This is a genomic window from Paenibacillus humicola, from assembly GCF_028826105.1.
In the GTDB taxonomy this organism is placed as follows: domain Bacteria; phylum Bacillota; class Bacilli; order Paenibacillales; family Paenibacillaceae; genus Paenibacillus_Z; species Paenibacillus_Z humicola.
The window spans coordinates 4,018,736-4,037,018 of record NZ_JAQGPL010000001.1 but is presented as its reverse complement, the minus strand read 5'-3'; the positions used below and the strand labels follow the sequence as shown (position 1 = coordinate 4,037,018).

Annotated in this window: 15 protein-coding genes; 12 read left to right on the top strand and 3 right to left on the bottom strand. The window is 53.6% G+C overall.

Going from position 1 to position 18,283, the window contains the following annotated elements; translation table 11 throughout:
• Nucleotides 1-7: 7 nt before the first annotated feature.
• Nucleotides 8-790 (bottom strand): AraC family transcriptional regulator, encoded by a 783-nt coding sequence (locus PD282_RS18585; protein WP_274652131.1) that lies wholly within the window; start codon nt 788-790, stop codon nt 8-10.
• Nucleotides 791-1,011: 221 nt separating this feature from the next.
• Here PD282_RS18585 and PD282_RS18580 point away from each other — a divergent pair, with 221 nt between their 5' ends.
• The 9 genes from PD282_RS18580 (at nt 1,012) to PD282_RS18540 (ending at nt 11,757) form a co-directional block, all read left to right on the top strand.
• Nucleotides 1,012-1,827: an SDR family NAD(P)-dependent oxidoreductase gene (locus PD282_RS18580; protein ID WP_274652130.1), complete on the top strand. Its 816-nt coding sequence runs from the start codon at nt 1,012-1,014 to the stop codon at nt 1,825-1,827.
• A 195-nt stretch (nt 1,828-2,022) separates the two neighbouring features.
• The gene (locus tag PD282_RS18575) at nt 2,023-2,310 is read left to right on the top strand and encodes a hypothetical protein (RefSeq protein ID WP_274652129.1); all 288 of its coding nucleotides are present in this window, start codon (nt 2,023-2,025) and stop codon (nt 2,308-2,310) included.
• Nucleotides 2,307-3,104: a phytanoyl-CoA dioxygenase family protein gene (locus PD282_RS18570; RefSeq protein WP_274652128.1), complete on the top strand. Its 798-nt coding sequence runs from the start codon at nt 2,307-2,309 to the stop codon at nt 3,102-3,104. The genes PD282_RS18575 and PD282_RS18570 overlap by 4 nt, the downstream gene beginning before the upstream one ends.
• 228 nt (nt 3,105-3,332) lie before the next feature.
• Nucleotides 3,333-4,325, top strand: coding sequence for an ABC transporter permease (locus PD282_RS18565; protein WP_274652127.1), 993 nt, complete (start codon nt 3,333-3,335; stop codon nt 4,323-4,325).
• Between the two features lie 17 nt (nt 4,326-4,342).
• The gene (locus PD282_RS18560; protein WP_274652126.1) at nt 4,343-5,221 is read left to right on the top strand and encodes a carbohydrate ABC transporter permease; all 879 of its coding nucleotides are present in this window, start codon (nt 4,343-4,345) and stop codon (nt 5,219-5,221) included.
• Nucleotides 5,222-5,244: 23 nt separating this feature from the next.
• The gene (locus PD282_RS18555; RefSeq protein WP_274652125.1) at nt 5,245-6,831 is read left to right on the top strand and encodes an extracellular solute-binding protein; all 1,587 of its coding nucleotides are present in this window, start codon (nt 5,245-5,247) and stop codon (nt 6,829-6,831) included.
• A gap of 90 nt (nt 6,832-6,921) precedes the next feature.
• Complete coding sequence (locus tag PD282_RS18550; RefSeq protein WP_274652124.1) at nt 6,922-8,724, top strand: cache domain-containing sensor histidine kinase; 1,803 nt, start codon at nt 6,922-6,924, stop codon at nt 8,722-8,724.
• A complete protein-coding gene (locus PD282_RS18545; protein WP_274652123.1) occupies nt 8,699-9,445 on the top strand; it encodes a response regulator transcription factor in 747 nt (248 codons plus the stop codon). Before PD282_RS18550 ends, PD282_RS18545 begins: the two co-directional genes overlap by 26 nt.
• A complete protein-coding gene (locus PD282_RS18540) occupies nt 9,442-11,757 on the top strand; it encodes a glycoside hydrolase family 95 protein (RefSeq protein WP_274652122.1) in 2,316 nt (771 codons plus the stop codon). The genes PD282_RS18545 and PD282_RS18540 overlap by 4 nt, the downstream gene beginning before the upstream one ends.
• A gap of 244 nt (nt 11,758-12,001) precedes the next feature.
• Here PD282_RS18540 and PD282_RS18535 read toward each other — a convergent pair whose 3' ends face one another.
• Together PD282_RS18535 and PD282_RS18530 are read right to left on the bottom strand one after the other, a co-directional pair.
• Nucleotides 12,002-12,799 carry a helix-turn-helix transcriptional regulator gene (locus PD282_RS18535; protein WP_274652121.1) on the bottom strand — a complete coding sequence of 266 codons (798 nt, stop codon included), beginning with the start codon at nt 12,797-12,799 and terminating at the stop codon, nt 12,002-12,004.
• A 49-nt stretch (nt 12,800-12,848) separates the two neighbouring features.
• Nucleotides 12,849-13,709, bottom strand: a complete 861-nt coding sequence (locus PD282_RS18530; RefSeq protein ID WP_274652120.1) for an AraC family transcriptional regulator — start codon at nt 13,707-13,709, stop codon at nt 12,849-12,851.
• A 167-nt stretch (nt 13,710-13,876) separates the two neighbouring features.
• Here PD282_RS18530 and PD282_RS18525 point away from each other — a divergent pair, with 167 nt between their 5' ends.
• From PD282_RS18525 to PD282_RS18515, 3 genes are read left to right on the top strand one after another with little or no spacing between them, the layout of a single operon-like run.
• A complete protein-coding gene (locus PD282_RS18525; protein ID WP_274652119.1) occupies nt 13,877-14,821 on the top strand; it encodes an aldo/keto reductase in 945 nt (314 codons plus the stop codon).
• A 16-nt stretch (nt 14,822-14,837) separates the two neighbouring features.
• A complete protein-coding gene (locus tag PD282_RS18520) occupies nt 14,838-15,857 on the top strand; it encodes a zinc-binding alcohol dehydrogenase family protein (RefSeq protein ID WP_274652118.1) in 1,020 nt (339 codons plus the stop codon).
• A 50-nt stretch (nt 15,858-15,907) separates the two neighbouring features.
• Nucleotides 15,908-18,196 carry a glycosyl hydrolase family 95 catalytic domain-containing protein gene (locus PD282_RS18515; protein WP_420832369.1) on the top strand — a complete coding sequence of 763 codons (2,289 nt, stop codon included), beginning with the start codon at nt 15,908-15,910 and terminating at the stop codon, nt 18,194-18,196.
• Nucleotides 18,197-18,283 lie beyond the last annotated feature (87 nt).

Genomic DNA, 18,283 nt, shown 5'->3' with positions numbered 1-18,283 from the left:
TGACATCTTATTTGGGGACCAATGAAGGGGAGTACCCTTTAATCGACTTGAACACATTGCTGAAATACGAAATGTCGTGATAGCCGCACCGTTCGGCCACCTCGGTGACGGAAAAGCCGCCGGTGGACAGCAGCATTTCGGCTTGATTAATTCGAATCATGTTCAAGTATTGCTTAAATGCATGACCGGTATCTTTTTTGAACAATTTCCCAAAATAAACCGGGTGAAGATTGACGATTCGGGCCGCCTCCGATATATCCAGCTCCTCGTGATAATGTTCGATTACGTAATCCATCATTTTTTTCACCCGTGGATCGGCTTTAATCCCGGAGGCATTTATGGTGGAAACCATCACAAGCCGATGGACGATCAGCATAAACAGTGCCCTTGCCTGCATGATGTAACCAGGCTGCCTGCTCATCCATACGTGGGTAAACTGCTTGATATAGCCTAGGATTTCACCCGTAATCGCGTTCTTCGTCACGGTCCGGAGCGGCAGTGCCTTCGGGCTTCCGCTCGGCAGCCAATTGAAATTAAAAGCATAAGAATGCATCGGGTTATTTTTGAAGGTATGCGCCTCTCGAATGCTGTTCATCGGAACGTAGATGACGTCGCCGGCTTCCACTGTGTATTGGACTTCATTGATGTAATAATTCGATTTTCCCTCCACGACAAAAGTAAGATCGTGAAAACCGATTTTCTGCTTCGTAATTTCCCAGCCCGGAAAACAACGCCTGTCGACAAAAAAGACAATGCCGGGAACCAGGTGCTGAAGCTCTTCAAGATCCACGTCAACATCCCTCCTGAGTCTGGAAGGCAGCTAATGGGCAAACAGCGGCTTGTTAAAATTTATCGTAGCATTGAACAGGGTTGAAATAAAGATCCTTGAATAAAAAACGTGCCATTTTCGAAACCGTTTACAGTCGAATGCCGGCTGATTATAATTAGAAGGTGCTAAATGGTTAACAAAGAAACATTCTCAAATTTACTCGATAAGGGAGTGATTCCATCGTGTCGAATGAAAAAGCAGTTGTAATCACCGGAGCGACCCGCGGGATCGGGAAAAACATGGCGCTCTACTTCGCAAGTCGCGGTTACACCGTGGTGGGGACGGGACGCGACGCAGCCAAGTTAAACGAACTGGATCAGGAGTTAAAGCAATTCGGATCGTCCAACAAGGCTGTTGCCCTGGATATTATGGATCCTTCCAATATTCAAGATGTCGTGCAGTCCGTTGTTTCGGACCTTGGAAAGATTCCGGTGTGGATTAATAATGCGGGACTATTCAAAGCCATCGGTCCGACATGGGAAGTGGACCGCGACGCTTGGATCGGCGATCTCTCCACAAATCTGATCGGTACGTTCCAATGTTTGCACGCCGTGATCCCCGTGATGCTCCGTCAAGGTTTTGGCCGCATCATCAACGTTGTCGGCGGTGGTACGGGGAACGCATTCAAATACGGATGCGCATATGGGGTTTCGAAAACCGGAGTCGCCCGTTTGACCGAGAATGCCGCTGCTGAGCTGGAAGGATCCCGGGTTCAGTGCTTTGCGATGGATCCGGGGTTAAACAGGACCGACATGACCGAATATCAGTTAAATACCGAGGCCGGTCAGCACTATTTGCCCGTTATTAAAGATCTTTTCGATCAAAAGAAGGACGTCCCGCCGGAACGGGCGCCGAAACTGGCTTTTGCGCTTGCGGAGGGGAAACTGGACGCATACCATGGCCGAATCGTGAGTGTACATGAAGACATCGAACAATGGGAGTCTCGTTCGGACGGACTGAGCGAGAATCCGTATAAATTAAGAATATCCCTGTCCTAACGGGAATACGTTTCGCCGCCGGTTATTTGGAATTTCGGATAACCGGCGGCGTTTTATTGTAAGGCGGGATATCGCAGCAGACGAAAACACCTTAGGATTATGCAAATCATCGCTAATATTACACATCCCCATTATCCTTCTCGCGTTCTATAATCGTATCGGATCGTTAAAACTTTACAGGGAGGTTAACAGCGTATGAACCGTACACGGCAGCAAATTTTGATTTTGCATCTCGCTCAGCCGGATCTTGAAACGAGGACCGTCGCATGGGCATTGTACGACGGCAGCAAGCCGAAAGGGGCGCTGCAGATGCAGACGGGAGACAGCAGCGAACCGCCTTATGAATCCGTGCTTGACGCGATGCGGGACGGTTGGAACGTGATTCAACTGCCGACGATGCCTGTATTTCTAAGCGGTCATGAATTCGAGCAGGGACATTTGCCTTATGAATATGTTCTGGAAAGAAAGGTGACGGTCGAATGAGCAGCGGTGCAGTGGAAAAGCGTCATCTGCTTACGGCGAAGCAAATGGCCGATTTTGCCGTAAACGGTTACTTGGTGCTAAACGAGGCGGTTCCCCAGGAATATAACGAACGCGCGGAAAAAGAAATGCGCGAATTCGCCGGCGGCGGCGGGCGTTACTGGTTCGATTCCGGCGTAATTCGGGACATTTTCGAGCTGCCTCAGGTGAAAGGCGCCCTGCAAAGCTTCGTCGGCACAAACCCCGTCTACGATCATTCGTTCTTGCATGTCGTCAAAGCGCAGCATCATAAGGGCCAGTTTTACCATGCCGACTCCATCATCGATACGCGCCCGATGGGGTTTGACGTTCAAGCCTTCTACTTCGCCCACGATACGCCGGACGAGATGGGGCCGACGCTTGTGCTCCCCGGTTCGCATTTGCGCAAGGTTAGCAACGGCAGTATCGCCCGCTACAAAAACATTGCAGGCCAGCGCAGACTTGTATCGAAATCCGGCTCGATCGCCTTTTTGCACCACGGCATCTGGCATTGCGCACAGCCGAATTTCACCGATGTGACGCGCTACGTGTTTAAGCTGCGCATGCGACCGGGACAAGAGCAGCGTGCGCTGTTCAACACGGAGGGATATAACGAGAAGGAAATTCGGGACTACATTTATAAAGCGGGTCACCACTCCTGGTGCGGCGATGAATCCCGTGTGAATCAAGTGCAGATCGCCAAGTTTTGGCGCTATTTGACCGGCGATAATCGCGTCGACGTTTCGTTTGAAGGCGCTTTAACGCGCATGGGGCTGTAGTCTGCGACTTTGCGAGCGTTCCGAGGAGCAGGTTTGGAAACAACCAACATTGTCCACAAAAATGCGAATCGCCCTCTACTTGGCCTATTCGGCCAGGATGGAAGGCGATTTTTTTGTTTTGTCCCGAATCCAAGACCGTCTTAAGAATTGACAACGCTTTCTTAAGTTTGTTGTCTGTCGTCCTCTTGCGGGCTGCAATTATAATGAAAGTAAGAAAGGGGGGATGAAATGGAACGAAATTTCATTCAAGAAAACGCCGCGCAGGCCGGTCCTGCGATCCATGACCAGGCGAGTATTTGGAAACGCTTCAAAAAACAGCGTACCCTTCAGGTGTTTGTTTTGCTCGGCATCGTCTATTTGCTCATTTTCTCCTACACGCCGATGTTCGGGATCTTGATGGCCTTCAAGCAGTACACGATTGTGACGGGAATTCGGGGGATCTTTACAAGCCCGTGGGCCGGGCTCCAAAACTTTCGGGAATTTTTCACCGATTACCGCTTCGGGCAAATTGTCCGGAATACGCTGGCGCTCAGCATCCTGAAAGTCGTCTTCACCTTTCCGCTGCCTATTCTTTTTGCTATTATGCTTAATGAACTTCGCAATATGGTTTTTAAGCGTTTCGTTCAAACGGTGAGCTATTTGCCCCATTTTATTTCCTGGGTCGTCGTCGTAGGGCTCTCTTACTCGTTTTTCTCTTCCGAAGTGGGGATTGTCAATCGTCTTCTGATGGGGATCGGGATTATCGGCAAGCCGCTGACGATTTTGACCGATCCGAACTCCTTTTGGGGCTTTGCGGTCGGCAGCGCGGCCTGGAAGGAAATGGGATGGTGGGCGATTATTTTCCTCGCCGCGATCGCGGGCATCAATCCCTCGCTCTACGAAGCGGCTCAAATTGACGGTGCGGGCAGGCTGGCGCGCATTCGCCACATTACGCTGCCGGGGATCAAGGGAACGGTTGTCGTGGTGCTGATTCTTACCGTGGGCAGTATTCTCGGCGGCGGATTGGTCGGGTCAAACTTCGAGCAATCGCTCTTGCTTGGCAACGATATCAACAATCCGACATCGGAAATCGTGCAAACCTATGCGTTTAAGGTCGGTCTGAGCCAAGGGCGTTTTTCCTTTGCGGCAGCGATCGACTTGATTCAATCCATTATCTCCGTTACGCTTGTGTTTCTCAGCAACTCGATTGCGAAGCGTGTATCGGGATCCAGTCTTTTCTAAAGGGGGAGTGAACGCGCATGCTGTCCAGGCGAAATGCAGAGGATTGGATGGTTGACAGTATCATTCACGTCCTCCTTATTCTGGTCATTATTACGACGGCTTATCCATTCTATTACGTGTTCATGATGTCCTTTAACGCGGGTACGGATTCCACCATCGGCGGTTTGTATCTATGGCCGAGAGTCCTGACACTGGACAATTACGCCAAATTTTTTTCGGACGCGAACTGGTTTAAGGCGTTGGAGGTCACCGTGGCCCGAACGATCATCGGCGCATTTCTCGGGGTCGTTTTTACATTGATGATGGCGTATGGCCTATCGGCCAAAGATTTGGTGTTTCGCCGGTTGTATTTTACGCTCGTCATTATCGCGATGTATTTCTCCGGGGGGCTGATTCCGTATTACGTCGTGCTCCGCTCCCTGCATCTGCTAAACACGTTTTCGGTTTATGTCATTCCGACCATGCTGAATACGTTTTTTCTGCTCATTGCCATTTCTTTTTTTCGCGACCTGCCCGCGGAATTGCGGGAATCCGCCCATATCGACGGCGCCGGCGAAGTCACGATATTTTCCCGGATTATGATTCCCGTATCGAAGCCGCTGATTGCGACAATGGGCTTGTTTATCGGGGTGGGGCAGTGGAATTCCTGGGTCGATTCGGCTTATTTTGTGCAAAATAACGATTTGCGGACGCTTACTTATCGCATGATCGAAATTATTAACAGCAGCAAGGTTCCGGCGAATAGTGTTGCTTATGCGGCCGGAGCATCGACGGTAACGGGATATTCGCTTGAGCTGACGGCGCTCGTCGTTTCGGTCGCCCCGATCCTGTGCGTCTATCCGTTCCTGCAAAAGTATTTCGTGCACGGCATCATGCTGGGATCGGTCAAGGAATAAAAAAATGATGGAGGGGTTAACAAATGCGCATGGCGAATACAAAGAGCTTTGCAGCGGCAGCGCTGTCCGTGGTGCTGGCTTTGGTGCTGCTGGCCGGCTGCGGAACGAACGCCGGAAATAATGGCGGCGAAACGGGCAATGCCGCCAAAACGGGCGACGGCTCGGCAGGGGCATCGACAGGCAAGAAACCGGTAGAGCTTTCGATGTTTATCGACTTTCCGTGGTACCCGGTTAAAGAATGGAAGGGACCTATCGCGGATATGATCACGGAGAAGACGGGGGTCAAGCTGAATATTACCGTTTCGACGGACGATAACCAGCTGCCCGTCATGATTGCGTCCGGCAACCTGCCCGACTTGATCTTCACCGCAAATCAGGTCGACCGGTTATCGAATTCGAACCTGAGCTATCCATGGGATGATCTGATCAATAAGTACGCGCCGGATTTCAAGATCGACCCGACGCGGAAATTGGTGAACAGCGCCCCGGACGGAAAATTTTATACCGTACGCAACGCTTTCGCCACCCAAGAGGAATGGAATGCCAATCCGTTCGCTTTGGGCAACGACGGAAATCCGGGCGTGGCGGTGCGAACCGATATTTTGAAAGCGCTTGGCAATCCGCAGATCAAAACGGTCGACGATTTTGTGAATGTGCTGGAGAAGGTGAAGGCCAAATATCCCGATATGGTTCCGCTCATTATGGATCCGAACTGGATGGAGCAGTATTTTAAAGCCCAATTCGGTGTCGACGTGGGCGGCACGGAGCTGTACGAGGGCGATGACAACAAGCTGCACATGTTCATTACCCATCCGAAAATGCTCGAATACTACAAGTTCATGAACAGCCTGTACCGGAAAGGCTTGATCATCGGGGAAAATTTCGCGTTCAGCAACGACCAGATCGACGACGACTATGCAAACAGCGGAAAAGCTTTCGCCCATATGCATACGGTCAGCATCGCCGACACGGATAATTTGGCGGCAAAAAAGAGCGGCAAGCCTTACACGTGGCAAATGCTGCCGACGGCACTCAGTCCGGATGCGGTTTTGGTGAACGACGGGATCGGTTTTGCCGGCACTTTTATTACGAAGAGCAACAAGCACCCTGAGGAATCGATCAAGTTTCTCCAATACTTGGCCAGCGACGAGGGCAAAAAACTGGTCATGTGGGGTGTGGAAGGAAAGCAATGGCATATGGATCCGAAAGGCTATCCCGTCTTCAACTACAATCCGAACGATGGCGACTATGTGAATTCGCAAGGGCTCAAATGGTATTATTTTTATTCGGATGCCATCGCGGAAGGCCTTCGCGCTTATGTGCCGGGCACGCAGACCACGGAAGCGCTGCTCGAAACCAAAAAGATTACGAAAATCCGTCCCGTTCTGGGCCTCATTCACGCACCGGCCGATTCGGAAGAGCAGACGATTAAAACCAAAATCGACGATCTGGTCAAAAATCAGCGGGCAAAGATCATTTTGGCCAAAACCGAGCAGGAAGCCGTTCAGGCTTATCAGGATATGATAAATACGGCTCAGCAATACGGCATGGGCAAATATGAGCAATGGGCGACTGAGCAGTATGCGCAAAAGAAAGACCTCATGAAGTAATTGCTGGAATCATCCGCGTTTCGTTCCCTATCTCCGCCTCCTGTTTTATACTTGTCATAGGCAATCAGACATAACGACATGAGGTGCGAGATGGGGAGAAACCTGGCGGGGATCAAAAACCGGTTATCGAGTATCAGTATCGTCAAGAAAATGATGATCGGCTATATTTTTATCATTTGCCTGCCGGTGGTATTGTTCGGCTTTTTCTATTACCATCAGGTCAGCCGAATGATCATGGACAAAATCGATATCAACCATCAGCAGGTTATGGAGCAGGCCTATAACAACCTGAAGGTCGACCTGGCTCATTACGAATCGTTATACAAATTTGTGCAGGCCAATTCCTTCATCGTCGATTACTTGGACGGGGATTACAGCACCGATGCTGAAAGCGTCTACAACTATTTGTCCTATATTTATCCGCAGCTCATGTATTTGTTATCGGGAAACCCCAATATCTCGGACATAACCCTTTATAAATATAAACCGAATGTGCTTGCGATTCCGAACCATATCGCCGATGCGAGCCGTCTCGATCCCGCCGTGCGGCAAAAAATCGGCAAGCTGAAGCCAAACCAGGGGGTTTGGCTTTATCACCAGGATGGGGCAAAGCTGACGTCGCTCTATTACTATCAGGTGTTGTACGACAGTAATTACACCCATCAGATCGGGATTATGCAAATCAAGGTTTCGGTAAACGTCCTCCTGAATTTCCTGAAAGCCATTCGGGCGGACTCCAGCTGGGAGGTTTACCTGCTGAACAAGCGGGGGGAGATCGTGCAGCTGGCATCCGAACCCGTTGAAAGCGAGTCCTTTCGCGACTTCGCGGTTCTGAGCTCGGCACGTTCCGGTCACGGGAAAACGACGATCTCGAACGAGCTGCGGATCGACGATCTCGGTCTGAATGTGGCGGCGTACGCCAAAGAGAACGATATGTTCCGGGACATCAAGATCAAGGAAAACGATTTGGCCGTTTTCGTCATCGTGCTTTTGCTGAGCTTGTCTTTCCTGTACAATATGCTGGCTTCCTCCGTCGCCAAGAGGCTGTCCCGTCTCGCCAGACATATGCGGACGGTCGGAAACAACAGCTTGAAGGCGTATCCCAATCCGGGCGATATGGACGAAATCGGATTTTTGACTTCCTCCTATAATTCGATGGTCAGGCGTATCGAGGAATTGATCGACAACGTTCACCGCGCGGAGGCGCTGCGCAAGGAAGCGGCCTACCGGGCGCTGCAGGCGCAGGTCAAGCCGCATTTCCTGTACAATACGCTGGAAACCATCCGCATGATGGCGGTTGCCAACAATGTGCCCGAGGTGGCCGGCATTGCGTTTTCGTTCGGTCAGCTGATGCGGTACAGTCTATCGTCCGCGAATCAAGAAACGAAGCTGAAGCAGGAAATCGAAATGGTCGCGAGCTACCTTGACATTCACCGCATCCGTATGAAGGACCGTCTGCAGTTCAAGATCCTCGGATTAGAGCGTGTGCAGAACGTTCTCTGTCCGAGATTCATTTTGCAGCCCGTTGTCGAGAACTGCATCGTTCACGGCATTTCCAAGGTGCGTCGTCCGGTGTGGATCACCATCACGATTTCGGAAGTGTATGAGGAAGAGGAAGCGTACGATGTCCTGACGGTGGAGGATAACGGGGGAGGCATGTCGGAGGCCAAGCTGCTTGAATTGCGCAAAACGCTCGGCGCGCCGGCCGAGGATTCGTTTTCGGGCGAGCGGGGCGGTTTCGGACTGCGCAACGTAGCGGAACGAATTCGTTCCTTCTTCGGCGGACGGTCTGGGCTGGAAATCGACAGCGAGACGGGGGCCGGAACGAAAGTTCGAATGTTCCTGAAAAAGAAAAGGGATGATGCGGATGATGAAGCTGATGATCGTCGATGACGAGCCCTACATCTTGGAAGGACTCACGAAAATCATAACGGGGGCATCGACGTGCTTCTCGCAAATCGAGGAAGCATCGGATGCGTTCGAGGCGCTGGATAAAATGTCTCATTTTACGCCGAATGTCGTCATTACGGACCTTAACATGCCGGAAAAAGACGGGTTCGAGCTGATCAGCGAGGCGAAGCAAGCGGGCTATTGCGACCGTTTTATCATCTTGACGGGATACGATGAATTCGAGTATGCGCGCAGGGCGCTTCGGGCAGGCGCGGTCGATTATTTGCTCAAGCCGATTAATCAGGAGGAAATTATCGCCCTGCTGAACACCATTTCCGCGGAGATGAACGTGCATTCGGAAATACCGATTGAATTTAAAGGGCATATGGACAAAATTACCGGGTATATTCACAAGCATTACGATACCCCGATGTCGCTGGACGATTTGGCCGCGTACACGGGCTTGCATCCGAATTACATTTCCAGCTTATTCCGTAAAGAGCTCGACTTGACGTTTATCCAGTACCTGAATTCAACCCGGATCGAAAAGGCCCGGACGCTGCTCGAGAAAGAACCGCATATGTCCGTCAATCTGATCGGACAGAACGTCGGATTTGAAAGTCCGCAGCATTTTGTGAAAATTTTCAAGCGATATGTCGGCACAACGCCGGGATCTTATCGGGAGCAAGCATCCCGAACGACCGGAAAGGCGGGTTCACGATGAAGCTTTGGTACAATGCGCCCGGCTCGTCATGGAAAGAAGCGCTGCCGATCGGCAACGGACGGCTTGGAGCGATGGTGTTCGGAGGAACGGAAAGGGAACGAATCCAGATTAATGAAGAGACGCTGTGGTCGGGGGCTCCGCACGACTATAACCGTCCGGATGCCGGGCGGTATTTACAGGAAATCCGGGAATTGATTTTTGCGGACCGCATCGAAGAAGCCGAGCAGATGTATCTGGAGCACATGATGGGCAATCCCGTCAATTTGCAGGCGTATATCCCTTTTTGCGATTTATGGCTGGAATTTCCGGGCCATCAGCACATGGAAGGCTACTACCGCGAATTGGACCTGGGACGGGCGGTAACGACGGTTCGTTACGAAGCGGACGGAGTTCAGTACACACGCGAAGCCTTCTGCTCCCACCCGAGCGGATGCATGATCATCCGGCTTACAAGCAGCGCACGGGGAACTGTATGCGTGAATGCCTCGTTGTCCAGCGTTCATCCGGATACGTCGGTTCAGCCGGACGGGAATGGAACGCTTGTCCTTGCCGGGCGGACGGGCACGCGCAAGGGGGCCAAGCACTGGATCGCCGGCTGGGAAGGTCCCGGGCTAAGCTTTGAAGGCCGTCTCACAGCCTGCTGCGAAGGAGGCGAGTGTATTGCCGAAGATGGCGGCCTGCGGATCATGAACGCCGATGCGGTAACATTCGTTTTCTCGGGAGCGACCGGATTCGTGAGTTATCGCGATATCAGCGGAAATCCGGCAGAGCGTAACCGACACTATTTATCGCGTATTGCAGGCCGTTCTTACGAGGAATTGTTGAACGAACATGTTGAAGATCACGCGGGCCTGTTCGATCGCGTTTCGCTGCGATTGGGCAGCGGGGAAGGAAACGCAAGGGAAAGTCTGCCGACGGATGAGCGAATTCGCTCCGTTCGACGAGGTGAGGACCCGGCGCTTGCGGCTTTATATTTTCAATACGGCCGTTATTTGCTTATCGCTTCCTCCAGACCGGGCGGCCAGCCTTCCAATCTTCAAGGCATCTGGAATGAAGAGGAATGGCCGGAATGGGGCAGCAAATGGACGACGAACATCAATGTCCAAATGAACTATTGGCCGGCCGAGGTCGGCAATTTGCCGGAATGCCACCTTCCGCTGTTCGATTTGATCGACGATCTCCGCATCGCCGGCTCGCGTACGGCCGAAATCTATTATGGCGCACGAGGCTTTGTCGTCCATCACAACACGGATTTATGGCGGGCGGCGGCGCCCGTCGATACGTATGCGGGGATATGGCCGCTCGGCGGTTTGTGGATGGTGCAGCATTTGTGGGATCACTATGAATACAATCCCGACCCTGACTTTCTAAGAAAGCGGGCCTATCCGGCCATGAAAGAGGCGGCAAGGTTTATGCTGGACTTTCTGATTGAGGCGCCGGAAGGACACCGATTTGCCGGCATGCTGGTGACCAATCCGTCCTATTCGCCGGAGAATGCCTATATCGACGGCCTGAATCGCAGACGGCATCTGTACGTATCGTCCACGATGGATATCCAGCTGATTCGCGACCTGTTCGAGCGTCTTCTGGTTGCGAGCAGGCTGCTGCGGGAAGATGCCGACTTCGCAAACGAGGTTCAAGCCGCGCTTGACCGGCTGCCGCCGATGCAGATCGGCCGATACGGACAATTGCAAGAGTGGCCCGAGGACTGGGATCGCCCCGATGACCATAACGGGCATGTCTCTCATCTGTACGGATTATATCCGGGCAGCCAGATTTCCAAGGAGGGCACGCCGGAGCTGTTCGCTGCCGTGCAGGGCAGCCTCGAGCTTCGGAACAACGGACGAAGCCGGGCTTGGCCGGCGGCGTGGCGCTCCGCGCTGTATGCGCACCTTCGGGACGGCCAAAGGGCTCGAGACCGAATCGTCGATCTGCTCGCAGACTCGACGAATCCGAACATGCTGAATCAGCATGATCCGTTTCCGATGCAGATTGACGCGAATTTCGGCGGCTCTGCCGGCATTGCGGAAATGCTGCTTCAAAGCCGCGCCCGTTATCAAGACGGCGGAGCCGAATATGTGATCGACCTGCTGCCGGCGCTGCCCATTCAATGGTTGAACGGTTCCGTTACGGGACTTCGTGCGCGGGGCGGTTTCGAAATTGATTTGACGTGGTCGAAAGGCTGGCTGGAGACGGCCGTCATCCGTTCATCAAACGGCTCGGCATGCACGCTTCGATATCGGAATGAGACGATTCAAGGCGGCGTGAAGGCGGGGGAGACCTTTATTTACCGTCCCACCGGGAACGTGTGAATCCCCCAGTCGGATGCGTTATCGCGAACTTCATAAAGAACAAGGCACCACAGGGAGCCCTTGTTCTTTATGGCTGCGGCATCACCGTGATGAGGGCGGTTCTCATATTCGAATAGATCAATAAATCGTGAGGATATATCATTGTATCCTATGGGCCGTTATCTTATAGTTATCCTACAAATAAATGTGGAAACGCTCTCAAATAAATGAATGGAAGAACCTCGTCAGCAGCGGAAGAAACGCTTCATGTCGCTTCCCTTGCATGCAGATCGGATGGTCCATAGGCATGCTTGTGGAATTTTCCGGGCGTAAAGCCCGTCATTTGTTTGAACTGCCGGCTGAAATGCTCCACGTTATTATATCCGCACCGAAAAGCGACTTCGGCGATTGTATGGGTGCCGTGTAACAAATACTCTTTCGCCAGGCGGATCCGGCTGTTGATGACGTCATCCATGCAGGAGATATGGAAGGTTTTTTTATAAATGGTTTGCAGGTAGCCGGGACTGACGCGAAGGAAATTTGCCATTTTGGGAACGGTCCAGCGGTTTCCGGGATTATTGTAAATGGCTGCGCGAAGATTTAACAGGTTGTAGTACTGGGGGGTAATTCCCTCATGAAAGTAAGATTCCAAAAGTTTATTGAACAGCGTTCTTAACAGGCAGTCGATCGACGATTCTTTGTAATCCTTATTAAACGAGTGCTCGATGACAAGCAGCTGAAATAACTTATGGCAATACTCGGGGTCGTCCAAAGAAAAAGGAACGCCGAATGGAAGCGATGTTTCCGTAACATAAGCTTCATCGGACTCAAATCGGATCCAGTCGTTCACGTAGGCTTCGGCACAGGCGCGATAATAGATTTTCTGTTGCGGCCGATAGAGGATGGCGCTATGAGCCGGGTATTCTTTTAGTTCGCCATTGACCCAGAACAGTGCGGGAGTCTGGGTCATGACGAGGAGCCAGGCGTCATGGCCTTCGGGGATATCGAAAACAAAACTGCTTGCGTGCGCCGCATCATATTCCACATAGAAGATATTCGTCATCGGTTTCCCCTCCTGTTGTTTATTCCTGACAAGCCGAGCCTGTGGCGGGTTAGTTTCCCTGATGACGGTACGCCCTGGGCGTTAAACCCGTCATTTTTTTAAAATGATCGTAAAAATGCGGAAGTCCCAGGAAACCGCACGCCTGCGCGATCGTTTCGACATTGTCGTCCGTCGTCAGCAGCAGCTCCTTGGCTCGGGCGAGCCGTTTGGCATTCACGTACTCGGTCACGCTCATGCCCGTCAGCTTCTTAAAGACGCGCGAGAAATGAGCGGCGCTGATGCACGCCTGGCTTGACAGCTCGGCGAGTCCGCCGCATTGAACGGGATCGCGGTCAATCGTCCGCAAAGCGTTCTGCATCCAATGGGGGCCGAGCCGGGATGTTGAGGAAGCCGGCTCTTTCATGGACGGATGCCGGTTGATCTCAAGCAGCAGCTGCTGCAATTGCAGCCGGATGGCATGACGGTAGCCCGGTTCCTTCGTTTTCAGCTCGGCTGCCATGGCTTCGATTGCCGCATGAATCGACTGCCGCAGCGCCTTGGACAGCTCGATTTTATAAAGTTTCTTTTTCCGCGCAATTTCGAAGCACCGGAGCGAATCGTATTCGTCTCCAAGCTCGTCCGTCAGCACGAACGACGGCGCGAAAAACACGGCGGTGGACACGATCGGCTCGTCGGCAGACGGATAGGCGCGATGCACGGTATTGCCGGGCAGCAGAAACAAGTCGCCGGGACCTTTGCCGTAAAGGGCGTCATCGATAAAAAACATCCCTTTGCCTTCATGAATATATACCGCTTCGTACAAGTCGTGCAGGTGGCTGGGAAGCTCGTTGCCGGAGGTTCGAATGCCTTTATGGACCAGTTCGAACGGGAAAACCGGATCCAAATGAAAAGGCTTGCGCATCGGGTCCATGCTGGCCAAAATCTCCAATCGAAAGCATTTCGTTTAATATATCAAAATCAAGAATAAAATTGCAACTTTAAGCTATTTTATTCTCTATTTTTGCAGATAAAATGGAAGCATAACGAAGTCAGCTTCAGGTTTGTACCTTACGGCCATTTTATGAACGGAGTGATGGGATGCAATACCGACCATTAGGAAAGACCGGACTGCAGGTTTCCAAGCTTAGCTTCGGCGCTTCGTCCCTGGGCTCTGTCTTTCGTCAGACGGATGACGCCGAAGCGGTCCGCACGGTTCATGCGGCGATCGACGCGGGAATCAACTATATCGATGTTTCGCCTTATTACGGGGCTACCAAGGCGGAGACCGTTTTGGGCAAAGCCATCGGTCAAATGTCCCGCAGCCAATTCTACCTGTCCACGAAAGCCGGACGATACGGAATGGACACGTTCGATTTCTCGCGCGCGAGAATTGAAACGAGCCTGGAAGAGAGCCTCCGGAGGCTGAATACCGACTATGTCGATATCTTGTTCCTGCATGACATTGAATTCGTTCCGCCGGACATCATTTTGGAAGAAGCGATCCCGGCGCTGGACCGCCTGAAGCAGCAGGGAAAAATACGGTTTAGCGGCATTTGCGGCTTGCCGCTCGCCTTGTTTGAACAGATGCTGCCGCAGGTTCGGGTCGACGCCATTATTTCGTACTGCCACTATTCGTTAAACGACACGTCGCTGCTCCGTCTTCTCCCGCTTTTGGAAGAAAGGGGAGTCGGTCTCGTCAATGCGTCCCCGATATCGATGGGACTGCTGAGTACGCGCGGAACCCCCGACTGGCACCCCGCCAGCCCGGAGCTGAAAGAAGCCTGTCTGCGGGCCGCTCAATTTGCGGAGAGGCGCGGCGAAGACATTGCGAAGCTCGCCATCCAATTTTCGACGGGCAATGAGCGTATCCCGACAACGCTTGTCAGTACGGCCAATCCGGCCAATATCGCGAAAAACGCAAAGTGGACGGAGGAGCCCATGGACCGGGAATTGCTGCAGGAGGTTCTTGATATTCTGAAACCGATTCATAATCAAACATGGGTCAGCGGCTTGCCCCGGTATAACGAAAGCATCTTTGAATAAGAGAGGAGGCCGCGATATGAAAGGGATTATATGCGAAAAGGTTGGCATGTTTCGCATGTCGGAGCATTTGCCGGAGCCGGAATTGACGAAGGGCCATGCCATCGTTCGGATTCGACGAATCGGGATATGCGGAACCGACTATCATGCGTTTAGAGGCAATCAGCCATTTTTTGAATATCCGCGGATATTGGGTCACGAGCTGTCCGGCGTGGTCGAAGAGATCGATGCGGATACCGGCGAGCTTGCGGCCGGAGATCAGGTTTCGATTATCCCCTACCTGCACTGCGGAAAATGTCTCGCCTGCCGCCGGGGAAAAACGAACTGCTGCACGGACATGCAGGTGCTCGGCGTTCATCGCGACGGCGGGATGCGGGAACGAATCGCCGTTCCGGTTTCGCACTTGTTGAAGGCCAACCATTTGACACTGGACGAGGCGGCCATTGTGGAGCCGCTCGCCATCGGCGCGCACGCGGTGCGCCGGGCGGAAATCGCGGCCGCGGATACGGTGCTTGTCATCGGCTCCGGACCGATCGGCCTTGGCGTAATGGCATTCGCCAAATACGCGGGGGCGACGGTCATCGCCATGGATATCAACGAGAAGCGGCTTGCCTTTTGCAGGACTTGGGCCAAGGCGGATCATACGATCAACGCGCTGGAATCGGATGCGAAGCAGCGGCTTGCCGAGCTTACAAACGGCGAATTTCCGGCTGCCGTGTTCGACGCTACGGGCAGCGCCGCATCCATGATGAACGCGTTCGAGCTCACCGCGCACGGCGGGCAGCTGGTTTACGTCGGACTTGTCAAAGGCGACATTGCCTTCTCCGATCCTGAATTTCATAAGCGGGAACTGACGCTTATGGGAAGCCGCAATGCGACAGCCGCCGATTTCCGCCACGTGCTGGATGTGCTTGCCGCATCCCATCTTGATGTGAGCCGGTATTTGACGCACCGCTCTTCGTTTGACGGAATGATCGACGCATTCGAAACTTGGCTGAAACCGGAGTCCGAGGTGATTAAAGCGGTCGTGGAGCTGTAATGCCGTCGTTTGAAATTCCGATCGATTTCATCCGCTCTGAAGGAAAGGTGATGGTTGACGTGAAACAAGCAGCAAAGCCGCATAAACTCTGGTACAGAAAACCTGCCAAGGATTGGAACGAAGCGCTGCCGGTCGGCAACGGACGCCTAGGAGCCATGGTGTTCGGAGACGTCGGCAGGGAGCGATTTCAATTGAACGAGGACTCGCTGTGGTACGGGGGACCGAGGGACCGCAACAACCGGGATGCGCTTCAGAATCTTCCAAAAATCAGGGGGCTGATCCTGGCCGGCAGGCCCAGAGAAGCCCAGGAACTGGCTTCCATGGCGTTGACGGGAATTCCCGAATCGCAGCGGCATTATGTGCCCCTGGGCGATCTGCTGCTCGACTTCGGATCGTCCGGAACGGCTTCGGAATATCGAAGAGAGCTGGATTTGCACAGCGGCCTGGCGAGAGTCTCCTATCTGCAGGATGAGGCGCTCTTCACCCGTGAGGTGTTCGCGAGTTATCCGGATCAAGTCCTCGTCATTCGGCTGACGGCCGACCGGCCGGGGAGGATCGCTTTCAAGGCAAGATGGAATCGCGGGCAGTGGAGATATATGGATCGAATCGATTCGTGGGGATCGGACGGGATCGCGATGGCCGGCAGCAGCGGCGGGGAAGGCGGGATCGCTTATCACGCTGCTGTAAAAGCCGTTTTGAAGGGAGGCAGCAGCCGCACGATCGGGGAATATCTGCTGGTCGACCAGGCGGATGAGGTCATCCTGTTCGTTGCCGCGGGCACGTCGTTCCGGTCGCCGGATCCGGAGGGGGCGAGCAAGGCCGCCATCGAATCCGCGGCAAGAAGACCGTACGGAGAGCTGCTGGAGCGGCATCGTTCGGATTACCGCTCCCTCTTCAAACGGGTGGAGCTGGAGATCAAGGGCTCAGACGGCGGCGACAAGGAGGTGCTGGCTACCGACGAGAGACTGGCGGGAGTTCAGCGCGGAGACGACGATCCGGGGCTCGTCTCGTTGTATTTTCAATTCGGACGCTATCTGCTGATCTCCTCCAGCCGCCCGGGCTCGCTGCCGGCGAATCTTCAAGGCATTTGGAATCCCCATTTTCTGCCGCCGTGGGACAGCAAGTTTACGATCAATATCAATGCGCAAATGAATTATTGGCCGGCGGAAAATTGCAATTTGGCGGAGTGCCACCTGCCGCTGTTTGATTTGATCGAGCGCATGCGGGAGCCGGGAAGAACGACGGCGGCGGTCATGTACGGGTGCCGCGGGTTTACCGCGCATCACAACACGGATCTGTGGGCGGACACGGCGCCGCAGGATACGTATCCGCCTTCTTCCTTCTGGCCGCTCGGCGCGGCCTGGCTCTGTCTTCATCTCTGGGAGCATTACACGTTCAGCGGAGACGAGGCGTTTCTGTCCAAGGCCTATCCGACGCTCAAAGAAGCGGCTGAGTTTTTGCTCGATTATTTGATCGAAGGTGAAGACGGACAATTGATTACGTGTCCTTCGGTATCCCCGGAGAATACGTATGTACTCCCGAGCGGAGAATCCGGAGTGCTGTGCGCCGGAGCCTCAATGGATTTTCAGATTATCAGCGCCTTGTTCGGCGCCTGCATCGACAGCGCCGGAGTGCTCGGGATCGACGAGCCGTTCCGCGAAGAGTTGGCCGCCGCACTCAACAGGCTGCCGCAGCCGGCGATCGGGAGGCACGGCCAAATCCAGGAGTGGATGGAGGATTACGAGGAGGAGGAGCCCGGGCACCGGCACATCTCCCACTTGTTCGGGTTGTATCCCGGGAAGCAGTTCACGCCGGAGCGGACGCCGGAGCTGGCGGCCGCCGCGCGGGTCACGCTCGAGCGGCGTCTTACTCACGGCGGCGGACATACCGGCTGGAGCCGGGCCTGGATCATTAACTTCTGGGCGCGCCTTCGGGATTCGGACAAGGCACGGGAGAACGTGCAGGCACTGCTGGGTCATTCTACGCTTCCTAATCTGCTGGACAATCATCCGCCGTTTCAGATCGACGGAAATTTCGGCGGGACGGCAGGCATCGCCGAGATGCTCCTTCAGAGCCATTCGGACGAGCTCCATCTGCTTCCCGCTTGGCCGGCGGCATGGGGCGACGGCCGCGTGCGCGGCCTTCGGGCACGAGGCGGCTATACGGTGGATATGGACTGGGCCGAGGGACGGCTGCAGCGGGCCGTCATTCACGCCGCCCAGACCGGCGTTTGCCGCATCCGGGGCATCGGAACCGGTACCGTCGAGTTGGCCGTGGAGGCGGGACGGAGCTATACACTCGAATCGCCCTTCGAGAATTTTGCAGCGGCCAAGCATTAATCGGTCCGCGAAGCGTTAAATTAATCGGAATCCTTACATCATCCGCCCCGGCATCGAAGAATTTCATAGCCGGGGCTTTTAAGCATT